Source organism: Klebsiella sp. TF21-TM, assembly GCF_019753495.1.
Taxonomy (GTDB): domain Bacteria; phylum Pseudomonadota; class Gammaproteobacteria; order Enterobacterales; family Enterobacteriaceae; genus Klebsiella; species Klebsiella quasipneumoniae.
On the sequence record NZ_JAIJYL010000022.1, the window covers coordinates 1 to 18,056 of the forward strand.

At 56.9% G+C, this 18,056-nt stretch carries 15 protein-coding genes; 7 read left to right on the forward strand and 8 right to left on the reverse strand.

What is annotated here, in order from left to right; all coding sequences use genetic code 11:
- Window positions 1–408 precede the first annotated feature (408 nt).
- Complete coding sequence (locus K5R89_RS19100) at window positions 409–1,110, forward strand: FadR/GntR family transcriptional regulator (protein WP_217259533.1); 702 nt, start codon at window positions 409–411, stop codon at window positions 1,108–1,110.
- 12 nt (window positions 1,111–1,122) lie between these two features.
- Window positions 1,123–2,520: a multidrug transporter subunit MdtD gene (gene mdtD / locus K5R89_RS19105; RefSeq protein WP_023291486.1), complete on the forward strand. Its 1,398-nt coding sequence runs from the start codon at window positions 1,123–1,125 to the stop codon at window positions 2,518–2,520.
- On the opposite strand, the gene rbsR is transcribed toward mdtD, so the two are convergent.
- From rbsR to kup, 7 genes are all read right to left on the reverse strand, one after another.
- Window positions 2,517–3,509 carry a ribose operon transcriptional repressor RbsR gene (rbsR, locus tag K5R89_RS19110; protein WP_087776367.1) on the reverse strand — a complete coding sequence of 331 codons (993 nt, stop codon included), beginning with the start codon at window positions 3,507–3,509 and terminating at the stop codon, window positions 2,517–2,519. The two genes, mdtD and rbsR, sit on opposite strands and share 4 nt — an antisense overlap.
- Before the next feature lie 3 nt (window positions 3,510–3,512).
- Complete coding sequence (gene rbsK / locus K5R89_RS19115; protein ID WP_023291484.1) at window positions 3,513–4,442, reverse strand: ribokinase; 930 nt, start codon at window positions 4,440–4,442, stop codon at window positions 3,513–3,515.
- Between the two features lie 103 nt (window positions 4,443–4,545).
- On the reverse strand, window positions 4,546–5,436 hold the full coding sequence (gene rbsB / locus K5R89_RS19120) for a ribose ABC transporter substrate-binding protein RbsB (protein WP_004202323.1): 891 nt from the start codon (window positions 5,434–5,436) through the stop codon (window positions 4,546–4,548).
- Between the two features lie 27 nt (window positions 5,437–5,463).
- Window positions 5,464–6,429, reverse strand: coding sequence for a ribose ABC transporter permease (rbsC, locus tag K5R89_RS19125; RefSeq protein WP_004202322.1), 966 nt, complete (start codon window positions 6,427–6,429; stop codon window positions 5,464–5,466).
- A gap of 5 nt (window positions 6,430–6,434) precedes the next feature.
- Entirely contained in the window at window positions 6,435–7,940 is a 1,506-nt protein-coding gene (gene rbsA, locus K5R89_RS19130) for a ribose ABC transporter ATP-binding protein RbsA (RefSeq protein WP_023291483.1), read from the reverse strand.
- 10 nt (window positions 7,941–7,950) lie between these two features.
- Window positions 7,951–8,370, reverse strand: a complete 420-nt coding sequence (rbsD, locus tag K5R89_RS19135) for a D-ribose pyranase (RefSeq protein ID WP_032454446.1) — start codon at window positions 8,368–8,370, stop codon at window positions 7,951–7,953.
- 185 nt (window positions 8,371–8,555) lie between these two features.
- The gene (gene kup / locus K5R89_RS19140) at window positions 8,556–10,424 is read right to left on the reverse strand and encodes a low affinity potassium transporter Kup (RefSeq protein WP_004202319.1); all 1,869 of its coding nucleotides are present in this window, start codon (window positions 10,422–10,424) and stop codon (window positions 8,556–8,558) included.
- A gap of 217 nt (window positions 10,425–10,641) precedes the next feature.
- Here kup and ravA point away from each other — a divergent pair, with 217 nt between their 5' ends.
- Complete coding sequence (gene ravA / locus K5R89_RS19145; RefSeq protein ID WP_048335676.1) at window positions 10,642–12,141, forward strand: ATPase RavA; 1,500 nt, start codon at window positions 10,642–10,644, stop codon at window positions 12,139–12,141.
- Window positions 12,138–13,586 carry an ATPase RavA stimulator ViaA gene (gene viaA, locus K5R89_RS19150; protein WP_032454444.1) on the forward strand — a complete coding sequence of 483 codons (1,449 nt, stop codon included), beginning with the start codon at window positions 12,138–12,140 and terminating at the stop codon, window positions 13,584–13,586. Before ravA ends, viaA begins: the two co-directional genes overlap by 4 nt.
- 3 nt (window positions 13,587–13,589) lie before the next feature.
- Here viaA and asnA read toward each other — a convergent pair whose 3' ends face one another.
- The gene (gene asnA / locus K5R89_RS19155) at window positions 13,590–14,582 is read right to left on the reverse strand and encodes an aspartate--ammonia ligase (RefSeq protein WP_217259534.1); all 993 of its coding nucleotides are present in this window, start codon (window positions 14,580–14,582) and stop codon (window positions 13,590–13,592) included.
- 151 nt (window positions 14,583–14,733) lie between these two features.
- Between asnA and asnC the strand changes: the two genes are divergently transcribed.
- The 3 genes from asnC (at window position 14,734) to mnmG (ending at window position 18,003) form a co-directional block, all read left to right on the forward strand.
- Window positions 14,734–15,192 carry a transcriptional regulator AsnC gene (gene asnC, locus K5R89_RS19160; protein ID WP_002882510.1) on the forward strand — a complete coding sequence of 153 codons (459 nt, stop codon included), beginning with the start codon at window positions 14,734–14,736 and terminating at the stop codon, window positions 15,190–15,192.
- Between the two features lie 99 nt (window positions 15,193–15,291).
- Window positions 15,292–15,732 (forward strand): FMN-binding protein MioC, encoded by a 441-nt coding sequence (gene mioC / locus K5R89_RS19165; RefSeq protein ID WP_017899651.1) that lies wholly within the window; start codon window positions 15,292–15,294, stop codon window positions 15,730–15,732.
- Between the two features lie 381 nt (window positions 15,733–16,113).
- Window positions 16,114–18,003 (forward strand): tRNA uridine-5-carboxymethylaminomethyl(34) synthesis enzyme MnmG, encoded by a 1,890-nt coding sequence (gene mnmG / locus K5R89_RS19170; RefSeq protein WP_044525111.1) that lies wholly within the window; start codon window positions 16,114–16,116, stop codon window positions 18,001–18,003.
- The last annotated feature ends 53 nt before the right edge of the window (window positions 18,004–18,056 follow it).

Below are 18,056 nucleotides of genomic sequence, written 5' to 3' on the forward strand. Positions count from 1 at the left end.
TTTCGTCCGAGGACGTTAAGAATCCATGTCACTTTGAGTGCCCACACAGATTGTCTGATAAATTGTTAAAGAGCAGTGCCGCTTCGTTTTTCGCTGCGGCGCGGGGTGTGCATATTACGCTTTCCCGCTGCAGAGTCAAGCATTTATTTTCGCTTTTCTCTGCGAGGTTCTCACCGGAACCCCGCTGACCCGGCGGCTTGCTTGCCGTTGTTCCGTGTCAGTGGAGGCGCATTATAGGGAGTAATTCTGAGGTGACAAGGGGAAATGCAAAAAAACTTTTCAACCGTCTCTTTTTTCAACAATGCGGCGAGGAATGTCGCAAAAAACCGCCGTTTTGCTGTTTTAACCGACGAAACGGGGCGCCTGGTGGCATACTGTTAGTGTAGAGAAAAGAAAGGAACGGCATTTATGTCTTTAAGCGCACAGCAACTGGCGGCACAAAAGAACATCTCCTGGGTACTGGCCGAGAAGCTCGCCCAAAAGATACTGACTGGCGAATATCAGCCGGAAAGCATTCTTCCCGGCGAAATGGAGTTAGGGGAGCAGTTCGGCGTGAGTCGTACCGCCGTCCGCGAAGCGGTGAAGACGCTGACTGCAAAAGGCATGCTGCTGCCCCGCCCTCGCATTGGCACCCGGGTAATGCCGCGCAGCAGCTGGAACTTCCTGGATAAGGAACTACTCTCCTGGTGGCTCACGGAAGATAACTTCGAAGAGGTGGTGAGCCACTTTCTCGTCATGCGCAGCAGCCTGGAGCCACAGGCCTGTTTCCTCGCCGCCGCCCACGGCACCGCGGAACAGAAAGCGCAGCTCAATACCCTTATGGAAGAGATGATTGCCCTGAAACGTCATTTTCAGCGCGATCGCTGGATAGACGTCGATATGGCCTGGCATGAACATATCTATGAAATGAGCGGCAATCCTTTCCTCAGCTCATTCGCCTCTTTATTTCATTCCGTCTACCACACCTACTTCACGTCGATTACGCAAAATGAAGTCGTGAAGCTCGATCTCCACCAGGCGATCGTCGATGCCATTCTCAATAGCGATGCGCCAGGTGCCTTGCTCGCCTGCCAGGCGCTGCTGAACGCCCCACACCACGTACATCAATAACAAGGATTTGGCATGAGCGGAAAAAAAGGGCGCAGCATGGCTGGCCTGCCGTGGATCGCGGCGATGGCCTTCTTTATGCAGGCGCTGGATGCCACCATTCTTAACACCGCCCTCCCGGCTATCGCCCACAGTCTTAATCGTTCTCCCTTAGCGATGCAGTCGGCCATCATCAGCTATACGCTGACGGTGGCGATGTTGATCCCGGTCAGCGGCTGGCTGGCCGATCGCTTCGGCACGCGCCGGGTCTTTATCATCGCCGTTAGCCTGTTTACTCTCGGCTCCCTCGCCTGCGCGCTCTCGAGTTCATTAACGGAGCTGGTCATTTTTCGCGTTATTCAGGGGGTCGGCGGGGCGATGATGATGCCGGTGGCGAGGCTAGCCCTCCTGCGCGCCTATCCGCGCAGCGAACTGCTGCCGGTACTGAACTTTGTCACCATGCCGGGACTGGTAGGACCGATTCTGGGCCCGGTTCTCGGCGGGGTATTTGTGACCTGGGCCAGCTGGCATTGGATTTTCCTGATAAACATTCCCATCGGCGTGATCGGCATTCTGTATGCCCGTAAATATATGCCAAATTTCACAACGCCGCGCCGACGCTTCGATATAACCGGTTTTCTGTTATTTGGCTTAAGCCTGGTGTTATTTTCCAGCGGTATTGAACTGTTTGGCGAAAAAATCGTGGCGACATGGCTGGCGCTGGCGGTGATCGCCGTCAGTCTGATACTGCTCCTGGCCTATGTCCGTCACGCGCGCCGCCATCCTGCGCCGCTGATCTCGCTCTCTTTATTTAAAACCCATACGTTCTCGGTCGGCATTGCCGGAAACCTTGCCACGCGGTTGGGTACCGGCTGCGTACCTTTTCTGATGCCGCTCATGCTGCAGGTTGGCTTTGGCTATCCGGCCATTATCGCCGGCTGTATGATCGCCCCCACCGCTATCGGCTCGATTATTGCGAAATCTACCGTTACCCAGGTGCTGCGCTGGTTTGGCTATCGTAAGACCCTGGTGGGGATCACCGTGTTTATTGGCCTTATGATTGCCCAGTTCTCGCTGCAGTCGCCAGAAATGCCGCTGTGGATGCTGCTTCTGCCGCTGTTCGTGCTGGGGATGGCGATGTCCACGCAGTTTACCGCCATGAATACCATTACCCTGGCCGATTTGACGGATGACAATGCCAGCAGCGGCAATAGCCTGCTGGCAGTCACCCAGCAGCTTTCCATCAGTCTCGGAGTGGCCATCAGCGCTGCGGTGCTGCGCTTCTATGAAGGTTTTGACAGCGCCAGCACCGTAGAGCAGTTTCACTACACCTTTATTACCATGGGCGTGATAACCATCGTGTCGGCGCTGATGTTTATGCTGTTGAGAGCGAAGGATGGCCGCAACCTGATTAGCGAGCGGCACAAACGCTAAGCGGAGCCGCGGACCACCAGCTCCGGGGTTAACTGTACGCGCTGCTGTTTTTGCTGCGGGTCGGCCATGCGATGGATCAGCACGTCGATGGCCAGTTCCCCCAGCTCATCTTTCGGCTGGTGAATGGTGGTTAACGGCGGCGTCATATAGCGAGCCAGTTCAATATCATCGTAACCCACCAGCGCCATATCCTGCGGGATCTGCAACCCGGCCTGGTATAACGCCTGATAAGCGCCAACCGCCATGGCGTCGTTACCGACAAACACCGCCTGCGGCCGCTGCGGCAACGCCAGCAGCTGCTGCATCGCGCTAAATCCGCCGCCAAACTCAAAATCACTGGTCACCACGTCTCCCTCGGCTACGGGCAGACCGCAGCGCGCCATCGCGGCATGGTAACCTTCAAGGCGCAGACGCGCCGGGGTTTTATCCAGCGGGCCGGCAATGCAGGCAATGTGTGAATACCCTTGATCGATCAGGTACTGGGTCGCCATATCGCCACCGAGCAGCGAGTTATCCTGAATCAGATCGCTATCGCCATCAAACGGCGCCCAGTCCATCATGACCGTCGGAACCGACGGATAGCGCTGCATAATTTCCGGGGAGGGTTGGTGGGTCTCAGTGCACAGCAGCAGTAATCCATCGACGCGTTTTTGCATTAACGTCTCCAGATTACGATTCATTCGCTGCTCATCACCTTCCGTATTACAGAGTACGAGACTATAACCCCGCTCAAAGCAGCTGCGCTCCACGCCCCGCACCAGCTCGGAATAAAACGGATTGGTACTGGCGGTGATCAGCATGCCGATGGTGCGGGTTTGATTAAGCTTGAGGCTACGCGCCAGCGCCGAGGGGGCGTAGTTGAGGCTTTTGATCGCGGCGTCGACTTTGGCGGTAATCGCCTCGCTGACAAAGCGGTCCTTATTGATGACGTGTGACACCGTCGATGTGGAAACGCCCGCGACGCGGGCCACATCTTTCATCGTAGCCAAGCATTACCCCTGTTGTGCTAAAAATTCATCAATCTCTGTGCGCCACGGCACGGAAGGCTGCGCGCCTTTGCGAGTCACGGCAATCGCCGCCGCGGCATGCGCAAAGCGGATCGCCTCCGGCAGGGCGGTCCCTTCCAGCAGCGCGGTCACCAGCGCGCCGTTGAAAGTGTCGCCGGCCGCGATAGTATCAATAGCCTGCACGCGAAACCCTGGGATCCGGCGGCTTTCGCCTTCGGCACTGAGCCAGACGCCGCGACTGCCGAGGGTGATCATTACCGTACCAATGCCTTTGGCATGCAGCACGTCGGCGGCTTTTGCCGCATCCTCGTCACTCTCAACGCGAATCCCCGTCAGCTTTTCCGCTTCGGTTTCGTTGGGGGTAATGATATCCACCAGCGCCAGCAGTTCATCGGACAGTTCACGCGCTGGCGCGGGATTAAGCACCACGGTGGTCTGATGGTGATGGGCGATTTTCGCCGCCGCCAGCACGCTCTCCAGCGGCGACTCGAGCTGCATCAACAACGCCTGCGCGCTGGCGATCCGCTCTTTTTCCGCCTCTACCTGAGCGACGGATAAGGCCGCATTGGCGCCGGCATGAATACCGATGACATTCTCACCTTCGGCGTTAACGAAGATTAACGCCACGCCGGTTGCTTCCCCGGCGACCGCGCGCACAGGCGCCACATCGATTTTATCGCTCGCCAGCTGGCGGCGGATGCGTTCACCGATGTCGTCATCGCCGGTGCAGGCAATAAACGCGATATCCGCCCCGCTGCGCCCGGCGGCCACCGCCTGGTTGGCCCCTTTACCACCGAACGCCAGCTGGTAGTGGTTGCCGGTGACGGTTTCACCCGGCGTCGGGAAAGCGTCAAGGTTGAGAATGTGATCGGCATTGATGCTGCCAAGGACGACAAGTTTGCCTGCAGTTTTCATCGTTTCTGTTCCCGGGAAAGCGCGCCACCGGGATCCGGTGGCGCATGCCCTGCTTTTCTTTTTTTATATTGTCCCTCGGACCGTTGCCAGTCCGAATCGCATATTACTGCTTAACGACCAGCTTCAGCTCAACCGGGTAGTTAGCTTCCACTTTTTCGCCCTTCAGTACCTTATCAGCAGTCTCAACGCCTTTCGCGCCGATCTGCTCCGGCAACTGTGCGACGGTCGCCGCCAGTTTGCCACTGTTTACTGCTTTTTCGCCATCCGGAGTGCCGTCAAATCCAACCACCATCACATCGGACTTGCCTGCGGTCTGCAGCGCGCGCAGAGCGCCGAGCGCCATTTCATCATTCTGCGCGAACACCGCCTGGACGTCAGGATGGGCGGTCAGCAGGTTCTGCATCACGTTCAGCCCTTTGGTACGGTCGAAATCGGCCGGCTGGCTGGCCAGAACGTTGAACTTGTGCGCCGCCACGGCCTGTTTGAAGCCTTCGCCGCGCTCACGCGCCGCGGAAGTCCCGGCAATGCCCTGCAGCTCAATGACTTTCGCACTTTCACCCAGCTTTTTCGCAATGTAATCGCCCGCCATTTTTCCGCCCTGCACGTTGTCAGAGGCGATGTGGCTCACGACATCCCCTTTTGTCGCCTGACGGTCGAGGGTGATGACCGGGATTTTCGCCTGGTTCGCCATCTTCACGGCATTGCCGACGGCATCAGAGTCGGTTGGGTTGATCAGCAACAGCTTCGCGCCGCGCACCGTTAAATCCTGAACGTTAGCCAGCTCTTTCGCCGGGTTGTTCTGGGAATCGAGCACCACCAGGTTGTAGCCCAGTTTGTCAGCTTCTTTTTGCGCGCCGTCTTTCAGCGACACGAAGAAGGGATTGTTGAGAGTAGAGATAACCAGAGCGATGGTGTCTTTGGCCATCGCGTTCGCGCTAACGGTCGCACTTAGCGCAACAGCAGAGACCAGGGTCGCCAGTTTTTTCATATTCATAGTTAAGATGTCCTGTAGAGTTCTCAGTTACTGCTTTTTGTTATCTACCAGTACCGCCAGCAAAATCACCACCGCTTTAACGATCATCTGGTAATAGGAAGAAACGCCTAAAAGGTTCAAACCATTATTCAGGAAGCCAAGGATCAGCGCGCCAATCAGCGTGCCGACAATGCGTCCTTTGCCGCCCGCCAGGCTGGTGCCGCCGAGCACGACTGCCGCAATGGCGTCCAGCTCATAGCCTGTCCCGGCCGTCGGCTGCGCGGAGGAGAGGCGCGCCACTTCGATAATCCCGGCCAGCGACGCCAGCATCCCGCACAACGCGTAGACGATAATTTTGACTTTATTGACGCTAATCCCGGACAGGCGCGTCGCCGCCTCATTACCGCCAAGGGCGTAGATATAACGACCCAGGCGAGTATGGTGCAGCATGTACCAGGCCGCCAGGAAGACAATCGCCATGATCCATACCGGCGTCGGGATCCCCAGCGGACGCCCGATACCAAACCAGCCGAACAGATCGGCATTATCGCTAAAGCCGGTATTGATCGGGCTGCCGTTGGTGTACACCATGGTCACGCCGCGCAGCAGCAGCATCATCACCAGGGTGGCGATGAAAGCCTGCACGCGGCCTTTCGCCACAATCACCCCGGTGACTGCGCCGATCGCCGCACCTAATGCGAGGGCAGCAGCGACCGCCACCAGCGCATTCACTTCAATGCCAACGATCGACGCCGCCACCGCGCCGGTGAGCGCCAGCAGGGAACCGACGGACAGGTCGATCCCCGAGGTCAGTATGACCAGCGTCATCCCTACCGCCATAATGGCGTTAACGGAGGTCTGCTGCAGAATATTGAACAGGTTATTGACGGTAAAAAAGTTGGGGCTCATGGTCGATACCACCGCGATCAGCACCAGCAGGGCAATCAGCGATTTTTGCTCCATCAGCCACGCTTTCGTGAAATAACGGCGACCAGAAACAGCCTGGGTTGTCATCTTTCTTACTCCTGATTCACACGGTTAAGCTTGCCCACAGCGGCAGCCATCAATACTTCCTGGGTGGCCTGCTCGCGTGTGAATTCACCGCCGAGATGCCCTTCATGCATCACTATGATGCGATCGCTCATGCCCAACACTTCCGGCATCTCGGAGGAGACCAGAATGATGCTCAGGCCATCGGCTTTGAACTGATTGATAAGCTGGTAGATCTCTTTCTTCGCCCCAACGTCGACGCCACGGGTCGGCTCATCGAGGATCAGGACCTTCGGCCGGGTCATCAGCCCGCGGGCGATGGCGACCTTTTGCTGGTTGCCGCCGGAGAGCAGGCCGATCGCCTGCTCCATGGACGGCGTTTTCACGTTAAACAGCCGGATGAAATCACTGACCGCCTGCTGTTCATCTTTATGCTTGAGACTCCCCCCCGTCCGGCTGAAGTAGCGCAGGGCGGTCAGGGACATGTTTTCTTTTACCGACATCCCGAGCACTAAGCCGTCACGCTTACGGTCTTCGGAGATATAGACAATGCCGTTCGCCAGACCATCCTGCGGCGAACGGGTCACCACTTCGTGACCGTCGAGCGTCACGGAGCCGCTGCTGCGCGGCAGCGCGCCATACAACACTTTCATCAGCTCGGTCCGCCCGGCGCCCATCAGCCCGGCGACGCCGAGGATTTCCCCCTGGCGCAGGGTAAAGGTCACGTTTTCCACGCCCGGGCCGCAGAGATTATCGACTTTCAGGCGCACCGCGCCCGGCGCCTTAGCCAGATGCGGATACTGATCTTCCAGCTTCCGGCCAACCATCATTTCAATCAGACGGTCTTCATCCAGCGAGGAGACCTCGCGTTCGGCAATAAACTGCCCGTCGCGGAACACGGTCACGTCGTCGCAAATCTCGAAGATCTCTTTCATGCGGTGGGAGATGTAGACGATGCCGCGTCCCTGCGATTTCAGTTCGCGGATCACACGGAACAGCGATTCGGTTTCGGTATCGGTCAGCGCGTCGGTCGGTTCATCCATAATGATGACCTTCGACTCGAAGCTCAGCACTTTGGCGATCTCCACCATTTGCTGATCGCCAATCGACAGATCGCCCACCAGCTTCTGGCTGGTAAAACGGAGATTCAGCTTCGCCAGCAGCTTGTCGGCTTCGGCATACATCCGCTTCCAGTCGATTTTGCCAAAGCGGTTAACGAATTCGCGGCCGAGGAAGATGTTCTCGGCGATCGTCAACTGCGGGATCAGGTTCAGCTCCTGATGGATAATGCCGATCCCGGCTTCCTGGGAAGATTTTGGGCCGCTAAAGGTGGTCTCTTTGCCCAGCCACAATAAAGCGCCAGCATCACGGGTATAGATCCCGGTCAGCACTTTCATCATGGTGGATTTACCGGCGCCGTTCTCACCCACCAGCGCCATCACCCGGCCAGGGTAGACATTCAGCGAGGCGCCGGAGAGCGCCTTGACGCCTGGGAACGCTTTATCGATCCCTTTCAGTTGCAATAAGGCTTCCATGACGGCGATCTCAGAAGGTGACGCCGGCACAGAGAATGATATTCGCAAACGGGGAACACTCCCCGCTGCGAATTACCGCCTGACTGTCTGCGGTTTGTTTTTTGAACTGCTCATGACTGGTGTAACGAATTTCAATGGTGTTTCCCTGGTGCTGCTGCAGCTGCTCAAGATAGTTGAGCAACGTCGCGTGGAGCTGCGGATTATGCGTCTTAATTTCCTCCGCGATGACAGCCGCTTCAACCTGCATTTCCGTCGTCACCACTTCCAGAACCTGCATAAATGAAGGTACGCCCTGGGTCAACGCCATATCGATGCGCGCGCTGCTGCGGGGAACCGGTAATCCGGCATCGCAGACCACCAGCGTATCGGTGTGGCCCAGGCGGGAGATAACCGCGGAAATATCAGCGTTAAGTACGGTGCCTTTTTTCATTTTTTCTCTTTTGCTCCACTAGCGAAACGTTTCGCTAAAATAATTATTATCAATGCGTGAGCAGAAAACCATCACCAGAAGAGAGAAATGTGATCGCTATCGAAACGTTTCGCGAGACAGCGACAGGAGATGACAGCCGGAGTGAGAAACAAAAAGCCCTTCGCAACGGAAGGGCTTTTTTGACATCAGATTTCGACCTGAGTACCGAGCTCGATAACCCGGTTTGGCGGGATTTCAAACTGATCCGGCGCGCGCAGGGCGTTACGCTGCAGCAGCAGATAAAGCTTGCCGCGCAGGCGCAGATACCACGGCCGTTTGCCGATAATCAGCGACTCATGGGACATAAAGAACGAGGTCTCCATCATCCGGCAGCTGAGTCCTTCCAGGCCACAGCGATGGAACACCTCTTCGACATTTGGCGTTTCCCGCCAGCCGTAGCTGGCCACCACCCGCCAGAACGAGGGCGACAGCTGCTCAATCTGCACCCGGCGAACGTTATGCACGTAAGGCGCGTCTTCGGTGCGCAGGGTCAGGAGGATCACTCGCTCATGCAGCACCTTGTTGTGCTTCAGGTTATGCAGCAGGGCAAACGGGATCACGTTCAGGGCGCGGGACATATACACCGCAGTACCCGGCACGCGCACCGGCGGCGATTTCTCCAGCGAAGAGATCATCGCTTCCAGCGAGTTGCCGTGCTCGTGCATTCGACGCAGCAGGCGGAAACGCTCGCTCTTCCAGGTAGTCATCACCGTAAACATCACCAGACCCAGGGACAACGGCAGCCAGCCGCCGGAGACAATCTTATCGAGGTTCGCCGAGAACAGCGGAACATCAATGCACAGGAAGGCCACCAGCATCAGCCCAACGAACAGTTTATTCCAGTGCCAGTTTTTGCGCGCCACCGTTGCCGACAGGATGGAGGTCAGCACCATGGTCCCCGTGACCGCGATACCGTACGCCGCCGCCAGGTTAGACGAATGTTCGAAGCTGACGATGACGATCACTACCGAGACATACAGCAGCCAGTTAATGAACGGGATATAGATCTGGCCGGACTCCATTTCCGAGGTGTGGATGATGCGCATCGGCGACAGATAGCCCAGACGCACCGCCTGACGGGTTAAGGAGAAGACTCCGGAGATCACCGCCTGCGAGGCGATAACCGTCGCCAGTGTGGCGATAATCAGCATCGGGATCAGCGCCCACTCCGGCGCCAGCAGGAAGAACGGGTTTTTAATCGCTTCCGGATGCTTAAGCAGCAATGCCCCCTGGCCAAAATAGTTCAGCACCAGCGAAGGCAGCACGACGGAGAACCAGGCGACACGGATCGGCAGTTTGCCGAAGTGCCCCATATCGGCGTACAGCGCTTCCACCCCGGTAATCGACAGCACCACCGCGCCAAGCGCAATAAAGGAAACCGTTTTGTACTGCAGGAAGAAGTGCACCGCCCAGTAGGGGTTTAGCGCCTGCAGAACTTCCGGGTTAGCGTAAATGCTTCGCGCGCCAAGCACCGCCAGCAGCAAGAACCAGATCAGCATAATCGGCGCAAACAGCTTGCCGACCATCCCGGTCCCGTGCTTCTGGATCATAAACAGCAGGGTAAGCACGATAATGGAGATCGGCACAATCCAGCTATCGAGCTGCGGAGCGATAATTTCTAACCCCTCTATCGCCGACATCACCGAAATCGCCGGGGTAATCACCACTTCGCCATAGAAGAAACTGCCGCCGATCAGGCCGAGGATCACCAGCACAGAGGTCATCCGCGCCGAGGTATTGCGTCCGGCCAGCGACATCAGCGTTAAGATCCCGCCTTCCCCGGCGTTATCCGCCCGCATCACGAAGGTGATGTATTTAATCGATACGGTAAAGATTAACAGCCAGAAAATCAGCGACAAAAAGCCAAATACGGCATCGCGCTCAACGCCAAAGCCAAACTGACCTGACAGGCATTCACGCAGGGTATACAGTGGACTGGTACCGATATCACCGTACACCACGCCGATGGCCGCCAGCGTTAACGCCGGCAACGATTGTTTATTATCAGTGCTCATAGACTAGTCTTTTCGTTTATAAAACAAATGTGTGCCTAGTCCCTTGGCCCACAAAAAGCGCACAGTATGCACGATTATTTGTGAAATCGTACCCCTAACAGACACCATATTAACCTGGCTCAAAAAAAATAAATCGATTCTTCAGGCTATTACCGCCCCTGCTCTAACATCTATACTCGTCCCAATAACGATACATGACAAAGCACGCAACTCAATTATGGCTCAAACACATTTACTGGCTGAAAGAATTTCCCGACTCAGCGCGGCACTCGAAAAAGGACTCTTTGAACGCAGCCACGCGATACGCCTGTGCCTGCTGGCGGCGCTCAGCGGCGAGAGCGTATTTTTGCTCGGTCCGCCGGGGATTGCCAAAAGCCTGATTGCCCGCCGCCTCAAGTTCGCCTTCCAGCAGGCGCGCGCTTTTGAATACCTGATGACCCGCTTTTCCACCCCGGAAGAGGTTTTTGGCCCGCTGTCCATTCAGGCGCTGAAAGATGAAGGCCGCTACGAGCGTTTAACCGCCGGCTACCTGCCGGAAGCAGAAATCGTGTTCCTCGATGAAATATGGAAAGCGGGTCCGGCTATCCTCAACACCCTGCTGACGGCGATTAACGAACGTCACTTTCGCAATGGCGCTCACGAAGAGAAAATCCCGATGCGCCTGCTGGTGGCCGCCTCGAACGAACTGCCCGAAGCCGACAGCAGCCTGGAAGCGCTGTATGACCGCATGCTGATCCGTCTGTGGCTCGATAAAGTACAGGATAAAGGTAATTTCCGTTCGATGCTGGTCAGCCAGCAGGATGAAAACAGCAATCCTGTGCCCAGCGCGCTGCAGGTTAGCGATGAAGAGTTTACGCAATGGCAGCAGCAGATCGGCAATATCAAACTGCCGGACGCGGTGTTTGAGCTGATATTCCAGCTGCGCCAGCAGCTGGATGCCCTGCCAAACGCGCCATACGTTTCGGATCGCCGCTGGAAAAAGGCTATTCGCCTGCTGCAGGCCAGCGCCTTCTTCAGCGGCCGCGACAGCATCGCGCCGATAGATCTTATCCTGCTGAAAGATTGTCTGTGGCACAACGTCGAGAGCATGAACCTGATGTCGCAGCAGCTGGAAACGCTGATGACCTGCCACGCCTGGCAGCAGCAGGCGATGCTGACGCGGCTCGGGGCGATTGTGCAGCGACGCATTCAGATCCAACAGCAGCAAAGTGACAAAACGGCGCTAAAGGTCACCCGCCTTGGCGGAATGTTTAGCCGCAAGCCGCACTATGAGCTGCCGGCGGAGATCCAGGGGACCCCCCTGACCCTGCTGCTGCAGCAGCCGCTCAAACTCCACGATATGGAAGTGATCCACATTACTTTTGAGCGCGAGGCGTTAGCCAGCTGGCTGGAAAAGGGCGGCGAGATCCGCGGCAAGCTCAACGGGATCGGCTTTGCCCAACTGCTCAATATGGATGTCGACACCAGCCAGCATCTGGTTGTTCGCGACGTCAGCCTGCAGGGCTCACGCCTCTCGCTGCCCGGCAGCGCGTCGCAGGAAAACATGCCGGCGGAAATTCGCCAGCAGCTGGAGGCGCTGGACGATGAGTGGCATCAGCAACATAACCGCTTCAGCGAGCAGCAGAAGTGCCTGTTTATCCCGGTCGAGTGGCTGGGAAGAATCGAAGCCAGCCTGCAGGACGTCGGCGCGCAGATTAAACAGGCGAAGCAGCCATGACGCTCGATATGCTGAATGTCATGCTGGCAGTCAGCGAAGAGGGAATGATCGAGGAGATGCTGCTGGCGCTGCTGGCCTCTCCGCAGCTGGCGGTTTTCTTTGAGAAATTTCCCCGCCTGAAAAACATCATCGCGGCGGATATTCCGCGCTGGCGGGAAGCTGTTCGCGCCCGCTTAAAAGAGGTTAACGTCCCGCCGGATCTCGACGCCGAGGTGCAAACCTATCAGCAGGCTCAGCTGCTCTCTACCTCGCAGTTTATCGTCCAGCTGCCGCAGATCCTCGGCAAGCTACACCAGCTCCAGTCCCCTTTTGCCGCCCAGGCGCAGAAGCTGGTGGACGACAATGCGACCTTTACCCCGGCGCTGCATACGCTGTTTTTACAGCGCTGGCGCCTGAGCCTGGTGGTGCAAGCCACCAGCCTTAACCAGCAGCTGCTGGATGAGGAGCGCGATCAGTTGCTCAGCGAGGTCCAGGAACGAATGACGCTCAGCGGTCAGCTCGATCCGGTGCTGGCTGAGAATGACACCGCCGCCGGACGCCTGTGGGATATGAGCGCCGGCGAACTCAAACGTGGCGACTATCAGCTGATCGTGCGCTATGGCGATTTTCTTAACCAGCAGCCGGAGCTACTGCAGCTGGCGGAACAGCTGGGGCGCTCACGGGAAGCGAAATCCGTGCCGAAGAAAGACGCGCCGATGGAGACCTTCCGTAGCCTGGTGCGCGAGCCAGCGACGGTGCCGGAACAGGTCGACGGCCTCCAGCAGAGCGATGACATTCTGCGCCTGCTGCCGCCGGAGCTGGCGACGCTCGGCATCACGGAGCTGGAGTTTGAATTTTATCGCAAGCTGGTGGAGAAACAGCTCCTGACCTACCGGCTGCACGGCGACGCCTGGCGAGAAAAAATCACCGAACGCCCGGTGACGCGGCAGGATTTTGATGAACAGCCGCGCGGGCCCTTTATTGTCTGCGTCGATACGTCAGGATCGATGGGCGGTTTTAACGAGCAGTGCGCCAAAGCCTTTTGTCTGGCTCTGATGCGCGTCGCGCTGGCGGATAACCGCCGCTGCTTTATTATGCTGTTCTCCAGCGAAGTGGTGCACTACGAACTGACCTGCGAGGGCGGCCTGGAGCAGGCGATCCGCTTTCTGAGCCAGCGCTTTCGCGGCGGCACCGATCTGGCCAGCTGTTTTCGCGCCATTATTGAACGTCTGCAAAACCCGCAGTGGGTGGATGCGGATGCCGTGGTGATCTCCGACTTTATTGCCCAGCGGTTGCCGGATGAGGTGATTGCTCAGGTGGGGGAGTTACAGCGAAAGCATCAGCACCGTTTTCACGCGGTGGCGATGTCGGTACACGGCAAACCCGGCATCATGCGCATCTTCGATCATATCTGGCGCTTTGATACCGGGTTGCGTAGCCGCCTGCTGCGACGCTGGCGGCGCTAATCGTTACAGCAGCGCGGAAACGCTTTCGCGAACCTGTGCCGGCCATACGCCGCACTGCACCTGGCCGATATGGTCGAGCTGCAGCAACAGCATCGTCAGCCGAGACTGGCCAATGCCGCCGCCGATAGTCTGCGGCATCTCGCCGCGCAGCAGCGCCTGGTGCCACTCCAGTTTCAGGCGATCTTCATCGCCGGTCAGCGCCAGCTGGCGTTTCAGCGCCGCGGCGTCAACGCGGATCCCCATTGAGGAGATCTCGAACGCATCTTCCAGCGCGGGGTTCCACACCAGGATATCGCCGTTCAGTCCGGCAAAGCCTTCAGAAACCTCAGTGCTCCAGTCATCATAGTCCGGCGCACGTACATCATGGCGCTTGCCATCAGAGAGTTTGCCGCCGATGCCGATTAAGAAGACGGCGCCCAGCTCTTTAGCAATCGCTCGCTCGCGGCCCTTGGCATCAAGATCCGGATAGCGACTCAGCAGCGCCTGGCTGTGAACAAAGTGGATCTGTTCCGGCAGGAACGGCGTCAGGCCAAATTCCTGGCTGACCGCCAGCTCGGTGGCTTTGATCCCGGCGTAAATCGCTTCGACGGTCGCCTTCAGCGTGCCGACGTGGCGCTCTTCATCCCCCATCACCCGCTCCCAGTCCCACTGGTCGACATAGACGGAATGGATCGGCGTCAGACGGTCTTCATCGGGGCGAAGGGCCTTCATGTGCGTGTACAGCCCTTCGCCCGCGCTGAAGTCGTGTTGTCCCAGGGTTTGACGCTTCCACTTCGCCAGCGAATGAACCACTTCGAACTGGGCGTCGGGCAGTGTTTTCACTTTCACCTGAACCGCTTTCTCACAGCCGGACAAGTTATCCTGCGTCCCATCGCCCACGCGGCTTAAGATTGGCGCCTGGACTTCAATCAGGCCAAGCTTCTCTTCCAGCTGACGGGAAAAGTGGGATTTAACGAAACTGATCTGGCGTTGTTTTGCGATATATGCGGTTTTCATTTTTATGACTCCTGCGTCCTGTTGCCATTGATTAAGCAACAAAAAAGGCCAACAATACAATAATCAATCAATAAAAAGGCTCATCAACTTTTAATTCATCAAAATATGGCGCTAAAATAGTAAGAACCCTCAAACTTCATAAGAAAAAGATATGGAAAATTATCAGATCGACAATCTGGACCGCGGCATTCTCGATGCGCTAATGGCCAACGCCCGTACCGCCTATGCCGAACTGGCCAAACAGTTCAGCGTCAGCCCCGGCACTATTCATGTACGCGTCGAAAAGATGAAACAGGCGGGCATCATTACCGGCGCGCGCATTGACGTCAGCCCCAAACAGCTGGGCTATGACGTCGGCTGCTTCATCGGCATTATTCTCAAAAGCGCCAAAGACTATCCCTCCGCCCTCGCCCGCCTGGAAAGCCTGGAGGAGGTCACCGAGGCTTATTACACCACCGGCCACTACAGCATCTTTATTAAGGTGATGTGTAAATCCATCGATGCCCTGCAGCAGGTACTTATCAACAAGATCCAAACAATTGATGAAATTCAGTCCACCGAGACCCTGATCGTGCTGCAGAACCCGATCATGCGCACCATTAAGCCCTGATCGTTTTTTTTAATCCCACATTTTTCCACAGGTAGATCCCAGCTCGCTCACAGCGTACAATACGCCACTCTGAACAGTTGAGCGGGCGATCGGCGATCTATGGCAGACATTACACTTATCAGCGGCAGCACCCTGGGCAGTGCGGAATACGTAGCGGAACATCTGGCGGAAAAGCTGGAAGAAGCAGGCTACAGCACTGAAATCCAGCACGGCCCGCTGGTGGACGATCTGCAGGCGCAGGGGATCTGGTTAGTTATCTCTTCCACCCATGGCGCCGGCGATATTCCCGACAACCTGGTTCCCTTCTATGACGCGCTGCTGGCGCAGCAGGCCGATCTTTCCGCCGTGCGCTTTGGCGCCATCGGGATCGGCAGCCGCGAATACGACACTTTTTGCGGCGCGATCGATAAATTAGAAGCGGCGCTGAAGGCCTGCGGGGCAAAACAGATCGGCGAGACCCTGAAGATCAACGTGCTGGAACATGAAATTCCCGAGGATCCGGCGGAAATTTGGCTGGGATCCTGGAAAAATTTGCTCTGAGATTTGTAAAGATCGTCCGTTCTTCTGTGGATAACCATGCTTAAAAGCTTGGATCAACCGGTAGTTATCCAAAGAATAACCGCAGTACGCTTTTTGAGCTGTGTATAACCCTTCATTCTGATCCCAGCTTATACGGACCAGGATCACCGATCATTCACAGATAGTGATCCTTCTTAAGCTTTTGATCTTACTTCGCGGATCCGACTTATCCACAAAGAGAGTCGATCCTAATAAGAGATCACAATAGAACAGATCTCTATATAAAGATCTTCTTTTTAATACTCAGGATCCCGGAGTCTTTCTCAAAAGACCAAAGCCGAGTAGAATCCACGGCCCGGGCTTCAATCCATTTTCAAACCGCGTTATGCGAGGCAGACCACCATGTTTTATCAGGATCCTTTTGACGTCATTATCATTGGCGGGGGTCACGCAGGCACTGAGGCCGCAATGGCCGCAGCGCGTATGGGTCAACAGACCCTGCTTTTGACACACAATATCGACACGCTGGGGCAGATGAGCTGCAACCCGGCGATTGGCGGCATTGGGAAAGGACACCTGGTAAAAGAAGTGGACGCGCTCGGCGGCCTGATGGGCAAAGCGATCGATCAGGCAGGCATCCAGTTTAGGATACTAAACGCCAGCAAAGGCCCCGCGGTGCGCGCCACTCGCGCCCAGGCTGACCGCGTGCTGTACCGTCAGGCGGTACGCACTGCGCTGGAGAACCAGCCGAATTTGATGATCTTCCAGCAGGCAGTGGAAGATCTGATTGTCGAAAACGATCGCGTCGTAGGCGCAGTCACCCAGATGGGCCTCAAATTCCGTGCCAAAGCGGTGGTGCTGACCGTCGGAACCTTCCTTGACGGCAAAATCCATATTGGTCTGGATAACTACAGCGGCGGACGCGCCGGCGATCCGCCGTCGATCCCGCTGTCTCGTCGTCTGCGTGAACTGCCGCTGCGCGTAAGCCGACTGAAAACCGGGACCCCGCCGCGCATTGACGCGCGCACCATCGATTTCAGCGTGTTGGCTCAACAGCATGGCGATAACCCGATGCCGGTCTTCTCGTTTATGGGATCTGCCGATCAGCATCCGCGTCAGGTGCCGTGCTACATCACCCACACTAACGAGAAAACCCATGACGTGATCCGCAATAACCTCGATCGCAGCCCCATGTACGCCGGGGTGATCGAAGGGATCGGTCCACGCTACTGCCCGTCGATCGAAGACAAAGTCATGCGCTTTGCCGATCGCAACCAGCATCAGATCTTCCTCGAACCGGAAGGCCTGACCTCAAACGAAATTTATCCGAACGGCATCTCCACCAGCCTGCCGTTCGATGTGCAAATGCAAATCGTCCGTTCCATGCAGGGGATGGAAAATGCGCGGATCGTCCGTCCTGGCTACGCTATTGAGTACGACTTCTTCGACCCGCGCGATCTGAAACCGACGCTCGAGAGCAAATTCATTCAGGGTCTGTTCTTCGCCGGTCAGATCAACGGCACTACCGGTTATGAAGAAGCGGCGGCTCAGGGTCTGCTGGCCGGTCTTAACGCTGCTCGCTTCTCGGCGGAAAAAGAGGGCTGGGCGCCGCGTCGCGATCAGGCCTACCTCGGCGTGCTGGTGGATGACCTGTGTACTCTGGGTACCAAAGAACCGTACCGCATGTTTACCTCTCGTGCTGAATATCGTCTGATGCTGCGCGAAGACAACGCCGACCTGCGTCTGACTGAGCAGGGGCGTGAGCTGGGTCTGGTGGATGATGAACGCTGGGCGCGTTACAACGAGAAGCTGGAAAGCATTGAGCGCGAACGCCAGCGCCTGAAATCGACCTGGGTGAACCCGCAGGCTGAGAGCGCTACCGAAGTGAACGCTCACCTGACCGCGCCGCTGTCGCGCGAAGCCAGCGGTGAAGATCTGCTGCGTCGCCCGGAAATGACCTACGAGCAGCTGGTTCAGCTCTCGCCGTTCGCGCCGGGGCTGGAAGATCGGCAGGCGGCTGAGCAGGTTGAGATCCAGGTGAAGTATGAAGGCTATATCGCGCGCCAGCAGGATGAGATCGAGAAACAGCAGCGCAACGAGAATACCTTGTTACCGGCGACACTCGACTACCGTCAGGTCACCGGACTGTCTAATGAAGTGATCGCTAAACTAAACGACCATAAACCGTCGTCGATAGGGCAGGCGTCACGTATTTCCGGGATCACTCCGGCGGCGATCTCTATTTTGCTGGTTTGGTTGAAAAAGCAGGGGATGCTGCGTCGCAGCGCCTGATTGCGGCAGCCTGCCGCGCTGATTTCCCACTTGCATAATCAGCGTTCGCCTTT